19 protein-coding genes are annotated in these 14270 nt (G+C 59.5%); 9 read left to right on the top strand and 10 right to left on the bottom strand.

Annotated features, from left to right (window positions below; genetic code table 11):
* Positions 1 to 86: 86 nt before the first annotated feature.
* Both IB244_RS16990 and ftsZ read right to left on the bottom strand, forming a co-directional pair.
* Positions 87 to 935, bottom strand: a complete 849-nt coding sequence (locus IB244_RS16990; RefSeq protein WP_192304854.1) for an oxidoreductase — start codon at positions 933 to 935, stop codon at positions 87 to 89.
* Positions 936 to 1084: 149 nt separating this feature from the next.
* Positions 1085 to 2113 carry a cell division protein FtsZ gene (gene ftsZ / locus IB244_RS16985; protein WP_018856996.1) on the bottom strand — a complete coding sequence of 343 codons (1029 nt, stop codon included), beginning with the start codon at positions 2111 to 2113 and terminating at the stop codon, positions 1085 to 1087.
* Positions 2114 to 2308: 195 nt separating this feature from the next.
* Here ftsZ and IB244_RS16980 point away from each other — a divergent pair, with 195 nt between their 5' ends.
* Positions 2309 to 2524 carry a hypothetical protein gene (locus tag IB244_RS16980; protein ID WP_029792471.1) on the top strand — a complete coding sequence of 72 codons (216 nt, stop codon included), beginning with the start codon at positions 2309 to 2311 and terminating at the stop codon, positions 2522 to 2524.
* An 88-nt stretch (positions 2525 to 2612) separates the two neighbouring features.
* Positions 2613 to 3617 carry a ketopantoate reductase family protein gene (locus IB244_RS16975; RefSeq protein ID WP_018856998.1) on the top strand — a complete coding sequence of 335 codons (1005 nt, stop codon included), beginning with the start codon at positions 2613 to 2615 and terminating at the stop codon, positions 3615 to 3617.
* 78 nt (positions 3618 to 3695) lie between these two features.
* On the opposite strand, the gene IB244_RS16970 is transcribed toward IB244_RS16975, so the two are convergent.
* Positions 3696 to 4853: a pyridoxal phosphate-dependent aminotransferase gene (locus tag IB244_RS16970; protein ID WP_018856999.1), complete on the bottom strand. Its 1158-nt coding sequence runs from the start codon at positions 4851 to 4853 to the stop codon at positions 3696 to 3698.
* A gap of 211 nt (positions 4854 to 5064) precedes the next feature.
* Here IB244_RS16970 and IB244_RS16965 point away from each other — a divergent pair, with 211 nt between their 5' ends.
* The 5 genes from IB244_RS16965 (at position 5065) to aat (ending at position 8882) form a co-directional block, all read left to right on the top strand.
* Positions 5065 to 5823, top strand: coding sequence for a DsbA family protein (locus IB244_RS16965; RefSeq protein ID WP_018857000.1), 759 nt, complete (start codon positions 5065 to 5067; stop codon positions 5821 to 5823).
* 144 nt (positions 5824 to 5967) lie between these two features.
* Positions 5968 to 6405, top strand: a complete 438-nt coding sequence (gene aroQ / locus IB244_RS16960; protein WP_018857001.1) for a type II 3-dehydroquinate dehydratase — start codon at positions 5968 to 5970, stop codon at positions 6403 to 6405.
* Between the two features lie 22 nt (positions 6406 to 6427).
* Positions 6428 to 6904 carry an acetyl-CoA carboxylase biotin carboxyl carrier protein gene (gene accB / locus IB244_RS16955; RefSeq protein ID WP_018857002.1) on the top strand — a complete coding sequence of 159 codons (477 nt, stop codon included), beginning with the start codon at positions 6428 to 6430 and terminating at the stop codon, positions 6902 to 6904.
* Positions 6905 to 6914: 10 nt separating this feature from the next.
* On the top strand, positions 6915 to 8261 hold the full coding sequence (gene accC / locus IB244_RS16950) for an acetyl-CoA carboxylase biotin carboxylase subunit (protein WP_018857003.1): 1347 nt from the start codon (positions 6915 to 6917) through the stop codon (positions 8259 to 8261).
* Positions 8262 to 8267: 6 nt separating this feature from the next.
* The gene (gene aat / locus IB244_RS16945; RefSeq protein WP_018857004.1) at positions 8268 to 8882 is read left to right on the top strand and encodes a leucyl/phenylalanyl-tRNA--protein transferase; all 615 of its coding nucleotides are present in this window, start codon (positions 8268 to 8270) and stop codon (positions 8880 to 8882) included.
* A 3-nt stretch (positions 8883 to 8885) separates the two neighbouring features.
* Here aat and IB244_RS16940 read toward each other — a convergent pair whose 3' ends face one another.
* From IB244_RS16940 to gatB, 5 genes are all read right to left on the bottom strand, one after another.
* The gene (locus tag IB244_RS16940; RefSeq protein ID WP_018857005.1) at positions 8886 to 9317 is read right to left on the bottom strand and encodes a DUF2155 domain-containing protein; all 432 of its coding nucleotides are present in this window, start codon (positions 9315 to 9317) and stop codon (positions 8886 to 8888) included.
* A gap of 105 nt (positions 9318 to 9422) precedes the next feature.
* The gene (locus tag IB244_RS16935) at positions 9423 to 9821 is read right to left on the bottom strand and encodes an NADH:ubiquinone oxidoreductase subunit NDUFA12 (RefSeq protein ID WP_007792741.1); all 399 of its coding nucleotides are present in this window, start codon (positions 9819 to 9821) and stop codon (positions 9423 to 9425) included.
* A 104-nt stretch (positions 9822 to 9925) separates the two neighbouring features.
* Positions 9926 to 10387 (bottom strand): GNAT family N-acetyltransferase, encoded by a 462-nt coding sequence (locus IB244_RS16930; protein ID WP_192304852.1) that lies wholly within the window; start codon positions 10385 to 10387, stop codon positions 9926 to 9928.
* A gap of 14 nt (positions 10388 to 10401) precedes the next feature.
* The gene (locus IB244_RS16925) at positions 10402 to 10905 is read right to left on the bottom strand and encodes a GNAT family N-acetyltransferase (protein ID WP_029792475.1); all 504 of its coding nucleotides are present in this window, start codon (positions 10903 to 10905) and stop codon (positions 10402 to 10404) included.
* 4 nt (positions 10906 to 10909) lie between these two features.
* Positions 10910 to 12412, bottom strand: a complete 1503-nt coding sequence (gene gatB, locus IB244_RS16920) for an Asp-tRNA(Asn)/Glu-tRNA(Gln) amidotransferase subunit GatB (protein WP_192304850.1) — start codon at positions 12410 to 12412, stop codon at positions 10910 to 10912.
* 138 nt (positions 12413 to 12550) lie between these two features.
* On the opposite strand from gatB, the gene IB244_RS16915 reads away from it, so the two are divergent.
* Positions 12551 to 12865 (top strand): DUF1294 domain-containing protein, encoded by a 315-nt coding sequence (locus IB244_RS16915; RefSeq protein WP_018857009.1) that lies wholly within the window; start codon positions 12551 to 12553, stop codon positions 12863 to 12865.
* On the opposite strand, the gene IB244_RS16910 is transcribed toward IB244_RS16915, so the two are convergent.
* Complete coding sequence (locus tag IB244_RS16910; protein ID WP_026371764.1) at positions 12857 to 13363, bottom strand: GNAT family N-acetyltransferase; 507 nt, start codon at positions 13361 to 13363, stop codon at positions 12857 to 12859. The two genes, IB244_RS16915 and IB244_RS16910, sit on opposite strands and share 9 nt — an antisense overlap.
* A 293-nt stretch (positions 13364 to 13656) precedes the next feature.
* On the opposite strand from IB244_RS16910, the gene IB244_RS16905 reads away from it, so the two are divergent.
* Positions 13657 to 13914 carry a YjhX family toxin gene (locus IB244_RS16905; protein WP_007792755.1) on the top strand — a complete coding sequence of 86 codons (258 nt, stop codon included), beginning with the start codon at positions 13657 to 13659 and terminating at the stop codon, positions 13912 to 13914.
* A gap of 37 nt (positions 13915 to 13951) precedes the next feature.
* On the opposite strand, the gene IB244_RS16900 is transcribed toward IB244_RS16905, so the two are convergent.
* Positions 13952 to 14227: a hypothetical protein gene (locus IB244_RS16900; protein ID WP_018857011.1), complete on the bottom strand. Its 276-nt coding sequence runs from the start codon at positions 14225 to 14227 to the stop codon at positions 13952 to 13954.
* Between the last annotated feature and the right edge of the window lie 43 nt (positions 14228 to 14270).

Raw genomic sequence — 14270 nt, 5'->3', positions numbered from 1 at the left:
TTCCTCCACCATACCAGTTGCGTAACGTCATGCACCCGTCGCGGACGCAGTGCTTCGACGGAGCGCTCTGGCACGCCTTGAGGACCTTACTCTTTCGGGAAATCGGCTCCCAGGCTCGTTTCGCGCCATTCCTCGATCTGCGCCAGCCGTTCGCGCAGCTTGTTGGTGACGTTGTTGTAGCCAAGTTCGCCAAGCACGAGATGCCGCGGTGGGTTCTCCACTTCCGTGATCCGGATCATCGCCTCGCCAGCGCGCACGGGATCGCCGGCTTGCTTGCCGCTGTATTCAGCTGTTTGCCGCATGCGGGCTGCCGCGGTTTCGGCGTAGTCCGGAATTGTGCTCTTCGTCTGCCGGAGTGACCGGCCCGCCCAATCGGTGCGGAACGGACCGGGCGCGACGCAGGTCACCTTGATGCCGAGCGGCCTGCCCTCGGCGTGGAGTGCATCGGAAAAACCCTCCACCGCATGCTTGCTAGCGGCATAGAAGCCGGAGCCAGGAAAGCCGATAAAGCCGGCAACCGAGGTGATGTTGATGATGTGGCCATGCCGGCGCCGCCGCATACCGGGCAGGACAGCGCGGGTTATCGCAAACAGGCCAAAGACGTTCGCCTCGAACTGATCGCGGATTTCCTGCTCTTCCGCCTCCTCTACCGGTGACAGGTAGCCATAGCCGGCATTGTTGACCAGCACGTCGATGCGGCCGAAACGCTGCTCGGCGGCCGCGACTGCCGCTTTGACCTGAGTCGGATCGGTCACATCGAGATCCAGCGCCAGCGTGTTCGCTTCATGAGCGGTTGCCAGATCGGCAACGCGCGCCTTGTCGCGCGCCGTCACGACCGTCGGCCAGCCACGGGCAATGGTGAGTTTCGCAAGCTCACGGCCGAAGCCGGTAGAGCAGCCGGTAATGAGCCAGACGGGAGACTTGTCCTGAGACATATGATTTTCCTGATGCTGTCGGGGACGCCTGAATGGGCGAGAGCGGATTTAGGGCCGCCGCCTGACATTTCCAGCGAATGAGTACGCCGAAAACTGCGTGGATCAGGACAAGCCTGCGCGCCCGATCGGACGCGCAGGCGATAGGAGACTTACTGGAGCGTACGCGTGTGGATGTCCTGGCCGAGCGCGACGCTAGGACGGGCCTGCGTTCCAGCGGCCACGCCGTCGAGGCCCGTCGCCACTACGGAGACGCGGAACTTACCGTCCAGGTTGCGATCAAAGATCGCTCCAACAACGATATCGGCTTCATCCTGGACCTCGTCGCGGATACGGCTTGCCGCCTCGTCCACTTCGAAGAGCGTCATGTCGGAGCCGCCGGAAATCGAGATCAGCACGCCCCTGGCACCCTTCATGGAAATATCGTCGAGCAGCGGGTTGGCAATGGCAGCCTCCGCGGCCTTCATCGCGCGCCCCTCACCCGAAGCCTCGCCGGTGCCCATCATTGCCCGGCCCATGCCGCGCATGACAGACTTCACGTCAGCGAAATCGAGATTGATCAGGCCTTCCTTGACAATCAGGTCGGTGATGCAGCCAACACCGGCATAAAGCACGCGGTCGGCGGTCATGAAGGCATCGGCGAAGGTGGTCTTTGCATCGGCGATGCGGAAAAGGTTCTGGTTCGGGATGACGATCACCGTATCGGCTGCCTCGCGAAGCGCCTCGATACCGGCATCAGCGGTCTTCATGCGGCGATTGCCTTCGAACGTGAACGGCTTCGTCACGACTCCGACTGTCAGGATGCCAGCGTCGCGAGCAGCCTTGGCAATAACAGGTGCAGCACCTGTGCCGGTGCCGCCGCCCATGCCTGCGGTGACGAAGCACATGTGGGAACCGGCCAGATGGTCCATGATCTCGTCGATCGATTCTTCTGCAGCTGCGCGGCCGACTTCCGGCAGTGAGCCGGCGCCCAACCCTTCGGTCACATGGGCGCCGAGCTGGATACGGCGGGGTGCCTTGGAGGTCGCCAATACCTGTGCATCGGTGTTGGCCGCAATGAAATCGACGCCTTCGAGATTTTCCGCTATCATGTTGTTGATGGCATTGCCGCCGCCGCCGCCGACACCAATTACTGTAATTCTGGGGCGCATTTCGGAAATTCCGTTCTTGGCGTTCGACATCGCAATCTCCTTCGTGCGTTTTCGTCGTGGCTCCACCTCTTATGGAGCCGAATCGAGCATTAGCGTAGTGGCGCAACAAGGCAGAGCCGGGGCGAAAGAACAAGATGAAGCGTCCTTGAAACTTTATCCGGAACCTTTTTTGCATTCGCGCTTTATTTTGAATCATCCCCTGTCAGAGAGAGGAGCACCGTACAGATGATCACGCCAGCCACCCGCCACTCAGTTACCCCTCCCAACGAGCATATTCTTACGGCTCAAGAGGCCTTAGAACCACTGTTCCTCAAGATCGAAGAGGAGGCCGAAGTCCGGATGATCGCTGCGGCCATCCGCGCGGGCTGGTCTGCCGAAGATGCCGTGGCGGCCATCGACCAGCTTCGCCGGAACGAACTTATTCCCGGCAGCGGCCACTAAAACCTTTCGGCGGCTTCAAAATATCACTCGCCTTGAGAAAGGGATGACCTAAGTTCAGCGCGACCACCAATCGCGGAAAGATCATCGCATGTCCTTCAGAAATATCTGCATCTTCGGCGCCGGTGCACTCGGCGGCGCTATCGCTGCCAAGCTTGCCTCTTCAATCGGCGCAGAGGCGACAGTTTCGGTCGTTGCCCGCGGCGCTCATCTCGACGCCATCCGACGCGATGGATTGCGTCTCATGGAGGCGGACGTAGAAGCACCCCTCACCATAAACCTCACGGCGACCGACAATCCGAGGGAACTGCCGCCGCAGGATCTCCTCATCACCGGGCTAAAGGGCCACCAGCTCAGCGCCGCCGCAGAGGGAATCGGCCTTCTGCTGAAAGATGGCACACGCGTGATGATGATCCTCAACGGCATTCCGTGGTGGTATTTTCATCGCGATCAGGACAGTGGGCATGCGGAACTACAGTTCGATGAGCTCGATGAGGGCGGCAAACTATGGCGACTTGTCGGCCCGGAACGCGTCATCGGCTGCGTCGCCCATCAGGGCGCTGAAGTCAGCAAGCCCGGTGAGATCAGGCTCAGCAACAAAGGGCATTTCATCCTCGGCGAGCCCTCCGGCGACATCAGCAATGATTTGCGCAACGTCGAAGCGCTGCTGCAGCGCGCCGATATCGGCGTGAAGCTCTCGAGCCGAATTCGCGACGACATCTGGAGCAAGCTGATGGGCAACGCCTCCTTCAACCCGATAAGTGCGCTGACGCGATCTTTGATGTCCAACCTGATGGCCGATGCGGCAATCACCGACCAGATCGGCAAGGTCATGAAGGAGGTAAAGGCGGTCGGAGAGGCGCTCGGCGCGAATGTCGGGATGTCCGTCGAGCAGCGACTGGAACAGGCCCGACAGATCGGGCCCGTTCGCACCTCTATGCTCCAAGACCTCTTGGCGGGAAAGTCGCTCGAGACTACGCCGCTGGTGGGAATGGTCGTTTCACTGGGCCGCCTGACGGCAACGCCGACCCCGGTTTCAGAAACGATCCTGGCGCTGGTGTCGCAGCTCGACCGTGAGAATTGCCAAATCGGCTAACTAAGTAGGGCGGCCCGCCGCGAAGCCGCTCAGAAATTGCCTTAGCAAGTCTCCAGAGGACTCTCGATTAGAAGAAACTTATTTCAACCACGCTGCGATACGTTCGATTGCTTCGATGATCTCGGCTTCGGAACCGGCGTAGGACATGCGCATCGAGCGATTACCTTCCAGCGGGTCGAAATCCAGGCCCGGCGTCGCGGCGACGTTGATCTCCGCCAACATCCGCTTCGCGAAGGCCATGCTATCATTGGTAAAGCGCGTTACGTCGACATAGGCGTAGAAGGCGCCATCCATCGGCGATGCGATGGACAGGCCGATCTCCGGCAGACGCTTCAGCAGAAAATCGCGGTTGGCCGCGTAGCTCGCCTTGTAGACATCGAGTTCCGCGGCCGCGCCGAGAGCGGCCGTCGCGGCGATCTGCGAGAGTTCGGGCGGCGAGATGTAGAGGCTTTGCGCGACGCGCTCGATCGGGCGCACCAGCCGCTCGGGCAGCACCATCCAGCCGATCCGCCATCCCGTCATGCAATAATATTTGGAGAAGGAGTTGATGACGATCGCCTCGTCGGTCAATTCCAGCGCGCTGGTCTCTTCGCCGGCAAAGGTCAGTCCGTGGTAGATTTCGTCTGAAATGAACGCGATCGAATTGGCCGCGCAATAGTCGGCCAAGGACTTCAGCCCCTGGCGGCCGGTCACGGTACCTGTCGGGTTGGCGGGGCTCGCCAGCAGAACGCCCTTCAGCCTGACATTGTTTGCCGTTTGCGCGGCCTCGAGACTCTCGGGCGTCAACGTGAAGTGGGTTTCGGCCGTTACCGGCACCTCGATCACCCTCAACCCCAACGCGCCGAGGATGTTGCGGTAGGCGGGATAGCCCGGCCGGGCAATCGCGACCGCGTCGCCGGCATCGAACAGCGAGAGAAACGCCAAATTGAAGCCGGCGGAAGAACCCGTCGTTATCGCGATCCGTGCAGGATCGATTTTCAGCCCGTGACGGCCGCGATAATGGTCGGCCAGCGCTTGTTTCAGTCTCGTCGTACCAAGCGCGTCCGTGTAGCCGATCTTGCCCTCCACAAGCGCAGCCTGCGCTGCCTCCCGCGCGGCCCGCGGCGCCGGATGGGATGGCTGGCCGACGGCCATGGAAATGACCGGATGGCCGTTCGCTCGCCGCCTTGTCGCCTCCGCCAGAACATCCATGGCATGAAAGGGTTCGACTTCGCTGCGTTGGGAAATGGAAAACAAGATCGCTTCTCTCTAACTTTGCTTGCGGCCAGACAATTGCCGCAATAATCGGGTCATCACAATCCCGCGATTGAACCGCGGATGCGAAAATTCCTGTTTGAAGACGACCGGACGCACCGTAATTTGGCGGCAGCGGCGTGCCGCCGTTAACCGGGCAGTGTTATTCGACGCCTAGAACCGACGCATGTAAACTGCTGATGACGAGGATATAATGGCCATACTTCCGAAAATCTTCACCGCGCTCGCGCTCACTGCCTCGGTGGCAACTGCCTATCCGGCGGCAGCACTCGACGACGCGCAGAAGAAGGAGTTCGGCGAGTTCATCAAGCAATACCTGATCGAAAATCCAGAGATCATGCTCGATGTTCAGGATGCGCTGCAGAAGAAGCAGGAGCAGGCGCGCCTCGTTAAAGCCAACGCCGTGATTGCTGACAACAAGTCGACGATCTTCGATTCGAAGTATGACTTGGCGATCGGCAACCCGAAGGGCGACATCACGATCGTCGAATTCTTCGATTACAATTGCGGCTATTGCAGGCATGCGCTTTCGGACATGCAGACGATGCTCGAAAAAGACAAGAACGTCCGCTTCGTGCTCAAGGAATTCCCAATCCTCGGACCGGAATCGGTTGCCGCACACAAGGTATCCGACGCATTCCGCAAACTGGCGCCGCAGAAATATAGCCAGTTCCACATCGCATTGCTTGGCCGCGACGGCCGCGCCGACGAAGCGAGCGCTCTCGAAGTCGCAGAGTCCCTTGGCGTCAGCGAAAAGCAGATAAGGGATGAGATGGCCAAGAGCTCCAGCGATGCTTCCGTCAAGGAAACCTATGACCTTGCTCAGAGCCTCGGCATCACAGGCACACCGTCCTATGTGGTCGGCAACGAGCTCGTTCAAGGCGCGGTTGGCTTCGACGACCTTGAAGCCAAGGTGAAGAATATGCGCGCCTGCGGCAAGACGAGTTGCTGAGGCGACGCTCATCAAATCGCCAAAATCGAAGCGTTTCAGCCATGTGGACAAATATGGCGTGATTCGGGCTGCGCTTCCCAAAGGGCTTTCATTAGGCCCGTGGGGAGTCTATAGGTTGCCGTCCCGCACTTATTGGAACATTCGATGACGCAAACGATATTCGTCCTGAACGGCCCCAACCTGAACATGCTCGGCAAAAGAGAGCCCGGCATCTATGGTGGCAAGACCCTTCAGGATATCGAGGCGGACTGCAAGGCGGCCGGGCGTGAGCTCGGCTTCGATATTGATTTTCGCCAGAGCAATCACGAAGGCACGCTCGTTGATTGGTTCCATGAAGCGAACGACAAGGCCGTTGGTGTCGCGATCAATGCAGGTGCCTACACGCATACGTCGGTCGCGCTCCACGATGCAATTCGCGCTATTTCCATTCCGGTAATAGAGCTCCATATCTCCAACGTTCACGCGCGGGAAGAATTCCGCCACAAGTCGATGATTGCGCCAGCGGTGAAAGGCGTCATCTGCGGCTTCGGGCCTTACAGCTATATTCTGGCGCTCCAGGCGCTGAAGAATCTTACGGCATAAAAAGAAGACAGGGCAAACACTCATGGCTGAGAAGAAAAACGGTATCGACCAGGCGCTGATCCGCGACCTCGCGAACATCCTCAACGACACGGATCTGACGGAAATCGAAGTCGAGCAGGACGATCTGCGCATCCGCGTTTCGCGCGCCGGCAACACCCAGTACATTCAGGCTCCGATGGCTGCGCCCGCGTTCGCAGCGGCTCCGGCCGTAGCGGCCCCGGCAGCTGCAGCACCTGCTGCTCCGGCAGCGGCGGTACGCAACCCTGCCAACACTGTCAGCGCTCCGATGGTCGGCACCGCCTACATGGCTCCGGCTCCCGGTGCACGCGCCTTCATCGAGCTCGGCGCGACCGTGAAGGAAGGCCAGACGCTGCTCATCATCGAAGCGATGAAGACCATGAACCAGATTCCTTCGCCGAAATCCGGGAAGATCACCGAAATCCTCGTCGAGGACGGAAGCCCCGTCGAATACGGCCAAGCCCTCGTCGTCATCGAATAAGGCGGGCGTCATGGTCTCGAAAATCCTCATCGCCAATCGCGGGGAAATCGCGCTTCGCGTGCTGCGCGCTTGCAAAGAGCTCGGCATCCCGTGTGTCGTGGTCCATTCGACCGCCGACGCCGACGCCATGCATGTGCGCCTCGCCGACGAGAGCGTCTGCATTGGTCCTCCGCCCTCACGCGACAGCTATCTGAACATCCACCAGATCGTGGCCGCCTGCGAGATCACGGGCGCCGATGCTGTGCATCCTGGTTACGGCTTCCTCTCCGAAAACGCCAAGTTTGCGGAAATCCTGGAAGCGCACGGCATCACCTTTATCGGCCCGACGGCGGAACACATCCGGCTTATGGGTGACAAGATCACCGCCAAGACGACCGCCCAGGAGCTCGGCATTCCTGTCGTTCCGGGTTCGGACGGCGAGGTAAAGACCGAAGAAGATGCGGTGCGGACGGCTGCCGAAATCGGCTATCCGGTGCTGATCAAGGCAACCGCCGGCGGCGGTGGTCGCGGCATGAAGGTTGCCAAGTCCGAGGCCGACCTGATCGAAGCCTGGTCGACGGCCCGTACCGAAGCGGCGGCCGCCTTCGGCAACGATGCGGTCTACATGGAAAAGTACCTCGGCCAGCCGCGCCACATCGAAATCCAGGTGTTCGGTGACGGCGAAGGCAATGCGATCCATCTCGGCGAACGTGATTGCTCGCTGCAGCGCCGCCACCAGAAGGTCTGGGAAGAAGCCAATTCCCCGGCTTTGAACGTCGAGCAGCGCATGAAGATCGGCCAGATTTGTGCCGACGCCATGAGGAAGCTGAAGTATCGCGGTGCCGGTACGATCGAGTTCCTGTACGAGAACGGCGAGTTCTATTTCATCGAAATGAACACCCGTCTGCAGGTGGAACATCCGATCACCGAAGCCATCACCGGCATCGACCTTGTTCACGAGCAGATCCGCGTCGCTTCGGGCGGCGGGCTCTCCGTCAAGCAGGAAGAGATCAACTTCAACGGCCACGCCATCGAATGCCGGATCAACGCCGAGGACGCGCGGACCTTCGTACCCTCCCCGGGCACGATCACCCACTTCCACGCACCGGGTGGACTTGGTGTTCGCGTCGATAGCGGCGCGTACCAGGGCTACAAGATCCCGCCGTACTACGACAGCCTCATCGGCAAGCTCATCGTCTTCGGCCGTACGCGCGTCGAATGCATGATGCGTCTGCGCCGCGCGCTCGACGAGTTCGTCGTCGACGGTATCAAGACGACGCTTCCGTTGTTCCAGGATCTGGTGGACAATCAGGATATCGCCAACGGCGACTATGATATCCACTGGCTGGAAAAATATCTGGCCAAGAAACCGGCGTAACAAAGAATGGCAGGATCGCGCAGGAAGTCTCCAGGCATAACACCGGAAATCCTCCTGCGCGCCTACTCTATCGGTCTTTTCCCAATGGCCGAATCGGCTGACGATCCAGAAATATTCTGGGTCGAGCCCGACCTTCGCGGCGTCCTGCCGCTCGACGAATTCCACGTTTCCAAAAGCCTCGCCAAGACGATCCGGCGCAAGCCGTTCGATATCCGCTTCAATTACGATTTCGACGCGGTCATTGCGGCCTGTGCGGCAGAGACCGGGGACAGGCCCAGCACCTGGATCAATCAGACCATCAAGACGCTATATTCGACACTGCATCGTATCGGCCATGCTCACTCGGTCGAGGCCTGGGACGGCGACGAACTTGTCGGCGGATTATACGGAGTGTCGCTGGGCTCGGCATTCTTCGGCGAAAGCATGTTCTCGCGGCGGACCGACGCCTCGAAGATCTGCCTCGTTCATCTGGTGGAACGGCTGCGCGCCAAGGGTTTCACCTTGCTCGATACGCAGTTTACGACCGAGCACCTGAAGACGTTCGGGGCGATCGATGTTCCGAAGAATGAGTACGCCCACATCCTCACGGCGGCAATGGAATCGCCGCACCTTGAATTCTAGGAACTAGTTGGCTGCCTTGTCAGGCGCGGGAACGTCCGAGTTCTGCTTGCAGTCCTTTAGCCAGACGTCATAGATCGGATGCTCTACGGCATTGAGGCCGGGGCTGTCGGCAAACATCCAGCCGGTGAAGATGCGGCGGATCTTACGGTCGAGCGTGATCTCGTCGACTTCCACAAAACCATCGATCTTCTGCGCTTCCGCCTGATCGCGCGAATAGCAGGCCTTCGGCGTCACCTGCAGCGCACCGAACTGCACGGTCTCGTTGACATAGACGTCGAAGGTGGTGATACGGCCGGTGATCTTGTCGAGGCCGGAGAAAACCGCAACCGAGTTCTCAATGCGGGCAGCGGAGGCAGCCTGCGGCAGAAGGATCGAGCCAAGCACCAGGGAAAGCCCGGCGGCACGCAGGAGCTGGTTCCGCGTGATAAGCTTCATATCTGCCCGTCTCCACAGCGTCTGAAAATCGAAGGCCGCAATCGCTGCGGCCATTCTGCGGGTAATAGTCAATTGTGGCTAAAAGCAGGGTCGGCGACCAGCTGCTCAGTTGCCAGGCGTCCAGGCGTCGTAGTCGCCGGTAACCCGCGGACGTTCGCCGGGAACGACGAGCGAGCCCGGCGGACGATAAGCCTGCGGCGACCCGGTCGGGTTTGCGCGATGCGGCTTCTGCCATTCCTTGGCAACGTAGTTTTCCTGGCTCGGCGGGACATTCGTGCGATGATGCATCCAGCCATGCCAGCCCGGCGGAATTGCAGAGGCTTCGGCATAACCCTTGTAGATCACCCAACGCTTCGGAAGACCGTAGGATGACATACCGCCTTCGTAATAAACATTACCCAATTCGTCTTCACCGACGCGCTTGCCAAAACGCCAGGTCGCAAAACGCGTACCGATCGTCTGACCGTTCCACCAGGTGAAGATTTGCACGAGGAGATTCTTCATGTCTTTTCCTTGAGCTAGCCGGAAGGCAAGCGGGACCAGAATTTGATCCCTCGCTTATGCCGCCAGCGATCCGCATTGTCCAGTGATTCCGGTGCCACACCGGCTCATTTCAGCGCCATCTTGAAGCCGAGATGCGATTGCTTGAAACCAAGTCTTTCGTAGAAGCGGTGCGCATCCGTGCGGCTGGCATTCGACGTCAGTTGCACGAGCCGCAAACCGCGACGTTTTGCCTCCGCAATGGCAAACTCAATCATCTGGGCACCGATGCCCTGGCCACGCATGTCACCCCGCGTCTGCACCGCCTCAATGATCATCGACGAGGAACCACGACCGATCAGCGACGTCACGACCATGGTCTGAAATGTGCCTACGACCTGCCCGTCACGCTCCGCGACGTAAAGCGTTTGGTCGGGCGATGAAGCAATCCGCTCGAAAGACCGAAGATACTTGCCGAATATCTCGGGCGCGGTCGTGTCGCCGTGACCGCCGAGTTCATCAGCGGCAAAGATGGCAACCAGCGCGGCGACGTCGGAGCTGCGTGCCTCGCGAATCGTGGTTTGGCTCATGATCGTATTGCGGCCTAGCGCTGTTCGAGAAATTTTTCGAGGATCAGCGTCGGTATGCCGGATTGGCCCGGCCCGTCGTTTTCATTGCGGCCGACATCCTCGAAGCCGTGAGCATGGTAGAAAGCGATCGCCGCCTTGTTCCGCGGCTCGACCTCGAGGCGCATGATTTCGGCATCGGGAAAGCAGGTTTCCAACTCGGCAAAGATCTCCCGACCGATGCCCTGGCGATGCAGCGGCGGACGGACATAGAGCAGGTGCAGCATGACGGTTTTTGTCATCTCGTCGGACATGGCGGCATAACCGATGCCGCCGATGTCCTTGCCGTTGTCGGCAACGAGGAACTCCGCATTCTTCTTCGCCAGCCGCGCCTGAAGCGCAGCTGGCGAAAAAAGGTGAGCAATGATCTCATTCACCTTTGCTTCGCCGTAGAGGCCCGCGTAGGTTGCGCGAAAACCCTCATCTAGCAAAGTGCGCATCTTGCTGAGATCACCCTCGCTGGCAGTGCGCACGAAATACACGGTCTTACTCCTCGATGCCGAGCTTCGCTTTCACGAGAGCCTGGACGGCCTGCGGGTTGGCCTTGCCGCCGGTGGCCTTTATGACCTGACCAACGAACCATCCCGCAAGCGTTGGCTTGGCCTGGACCTTTGCGACCTGATCGGGGTTGGCGGCGATGATCTCGTCCACGGCCCGTTCGATCGCGCCGGTATCGGTCACCTGCTTCATGCCTCTGGTTTCGACGATCTCGGCCGGATCGCCACCCTCGTTCAGCACGATTTCGAACAGGTCCTTCGCGATCTTTCCGGAAATAGTCTCCGCTTTGATGAGGTCAATGATCGCACCAAGCTGAGCCGGCGAAACGGATGTTTCCTCGATGCTCTTGCCCGTGCGGTTCAGGGCGCCGAGCAGATCGTTGATGACCCAGTTGGCAGCCGTCTTGCCGTCGCGGCCTTCCGCCACGGCTTCGAAATAGTCGGCGATCGCCTTTTCCGAGACCAGGACGGAAGCATCGTAGATCGAAAGACCGAGTTCGCGCACGAAGCGCTCCTTCTTGTCATCAGGCAATTCCGGCAGGTCGGCTTCGAGCGCCTTGACGAAGGCATCGTCGAACTCCAGCGGCAGCAGGTCCGGATCCGGGAAGTAGCGGTAGTCGTGCGCATCTTCCTTGGAACGCATCGAACGCGTCTCGCCCTTGTTCGGGTCGAAGAGACGGGTCTCCTGCTCGATCTGCCCCCCGTCCTCAAGAACGCCGATCTGGCGCCGGGCTTCATATTCGATTGCCTGGCCAATGAAGCGGATGGAGTTGACGTTCTTGATCTCGCAACGCGTGCCGAAGCCTTCGCCCGGACGACGGACGGAGACGTTGACGTCAGCGCGCATCGAGCCTTCGTCCATGTTACCGTCGCAGGTGCCGAGATAGCGGACGATCGAGCGCAGCTTCGTCATGTAAGCCTTGGCTTCATCCGACGAGCGCATATCCGGCTTGGAGACGATCTCCATCAGCGCGACGCCCGAGCGGTTCAAGTCGACGTAGGACATGGTGGCATGCTGGTCGTGCAACGACTTGCCGGCGTCCTGCTCCAGATGCAGACGCTCGATGCCGATCTCGATATCCTCGAACTGACCCTGGCGATCGGGGCCGAGCGAGATGATGATCTTGCCCTCGCCGACGATCGGATCCTTGTACTGCGAGATCTGATAGCCCTGCGGCAGGTCGGGATAGAAGTAGTTCTTGCGATCAAACAGCGAGCGCTTGTTGATCTGCGCCTTCAGGCCCAGGCCAGTCCGGACGGCCTGCCTGACACATTCCTCATTGATAACGGGCAACATGCCGGGCATGGCCGCATCGACGAGCGACACGTTGGAATTCTGCGGCTTGCCGAATTCCGTTGCTGCACCCGAGAACAGCTTCGAATTCGACAGCACCTGCGCATGGACTTCCATGCCGATGATGACTTCCCAATCGCCAGTGGCGCCGGGAATGAAGCGTTTCGGATCGGGCGTGCGAACGTCGACAATGGTCATTGAGATGCTCTTTTCAGGCTGTTCTGTTCAACTGGTGAGGTAACGGAAATGGCTTGCCGGTGCAAGGCTTTCGGCTATTCCGCGGCGGGGAGCCAACCGGTTTGGGCGTGTTAACTCAATGTCGCTAGCGTGACCCGCATGATGGCAACCGATATCCTCAAGTTCATCGCGCTTTTCCTGGCACTGAATGCCTTCGTGTTCTCGATCTATTTCCTCGACAAGCAAGCCTCTCGCCACCATGGCACGCGGATCAGCGAGAGGACCTTGCTGACGCTTGCATTCGTCGGCGGCAGCCTCGGCGCTGTTTGCGCGCAACGGCTCCTGCGCCACAAGACCCGGAAGGAACCCTTCCGATCGAACCTCAGAGCGATCGTCGTCTTTCATGTGGTGGCCACGCTTCTGCTATCGGGCGCTCTCGGCTACTTCACGCTGGAAGGTCAGTTGCTAGACTAGCCCGTAAGTGCCATCGTCCGCAGATTCCAATGACTTTGACAGGCCGACGGACGGCACATCACGATCGAGCTTGGGATTGTAGGCAATTGATAGCCAATGAATTGCGTATCCATGCTTCTGGAAAAAGCTGATCGCTTCGGAGTTCCCTGAGTGCGTCTGCATCATCGCCGTATCGAACCCCTGCGCTGCGATGTCTTCTTCGATATTCTGCAAGAGTGCCGTTCCGAGACCATGACCGACAAAGGCAGGATCAATCCAGAAATCCGAAATCTTCTCGTCGAGGCTCTCGCGTGCTGCCCATCCTGCCGGATGTCCGTTCCATTCGATGACAGTGGCGGTGATCCAGCTACTTGCGACGAAATTGAAAAACGCACTTCGGGCGGCATCGACCATGGCATCTCCTTCGCCGATGGCCGCCATGGCCTTCTGCCAGGCTCTTACTCCGATCTCGCTCAAGAGCTCCGCTTCGTCTTCGCGGGCATTGCGAATATGGATCAACACTACCTCCGCGTTTCCACGAAAGTAAATCACCGAATCACCCCGTTCTCCAAGCCTTGCGTTTCGTGCGCGAGGCGCGGCAGAAAGATCCTCTATCGGTTGCAAATCTTGACGCGATGTCGCCTAGCCAGTATCAAGGCCGCATGTTGAATTCGTCTTCTCAGACCCGGTAGAGGCCCTGCCCGCAGGTTTTCCTTGCGCGCACGGGCCCGAAAAAAGCGAAGCCCTGACGCCTCTTCGGGCGCCAGATCGTTTTTGCGCGCCTTCATGGCGCAAGACCGGATCAACATTCCATGGATATTTCACGCACGGAGCAGCGCATCCTGCACCTATTGGCCCAAGGTGGCCGCATTGAAATCGAACGCGACGACAACCGGAAAATCGAGGCCGTAAAATGCTTCACTCGCGACGGCTGGGTCTATCCCGGCTTCGGCCTCGAGCTGTTTCGGAAACTGAAGCAGAAGCGGGCCATCAAATCGTCGGGCGGCAAGCCTTACCGGATCACCGAACGAGGACTGGTTCTCGTAAGAGCAGAACAGGACAACAGATAGCTGTCCAAGCCGCGCGTCGCATGGCGCGCGGCTCCCTTCAAAGGTGTTTGGAAAGCGCCGCCTTCATCACCGACCATTCTTCGGCAACCGTACCGCTTCCGCGGCGTTTGCCTGCGCGGCGATACCAATAATCGGCATTCCAGTCGTCGCCCTCGATGCGGTGGCAAATGGCATGCCCCCAGTCGAAAGGTGCCTCGCCCTCATGCGCCTGGCAGACTTCATGCACGGCTTGCCATTCAGGACCCACGGTGAAACCTGCCGCCGATAGGCGGTCGAATGCTTCGATCATCAGCGTGATATCTGACGCCGACATGAGCCTCCTCCTGGGTGTCACCAGCGATGGACAAACGCGAAAT

The organism is Rhizobium sp. RHZ02 (assembly GCF_014851575.1).
GTDB classification, from domain to species: domain Bacteria; phylum Pseudomonadota; class Alphaproteobacteria; order Rhizobiales; family Rhizobiaceae; genus Rhizobium; species Rhizobium altiplani.
Note: the sequence above shows the minus strand (reverse complement) of the source record. Positions and strands in the feature narration are given on the sequence as shown.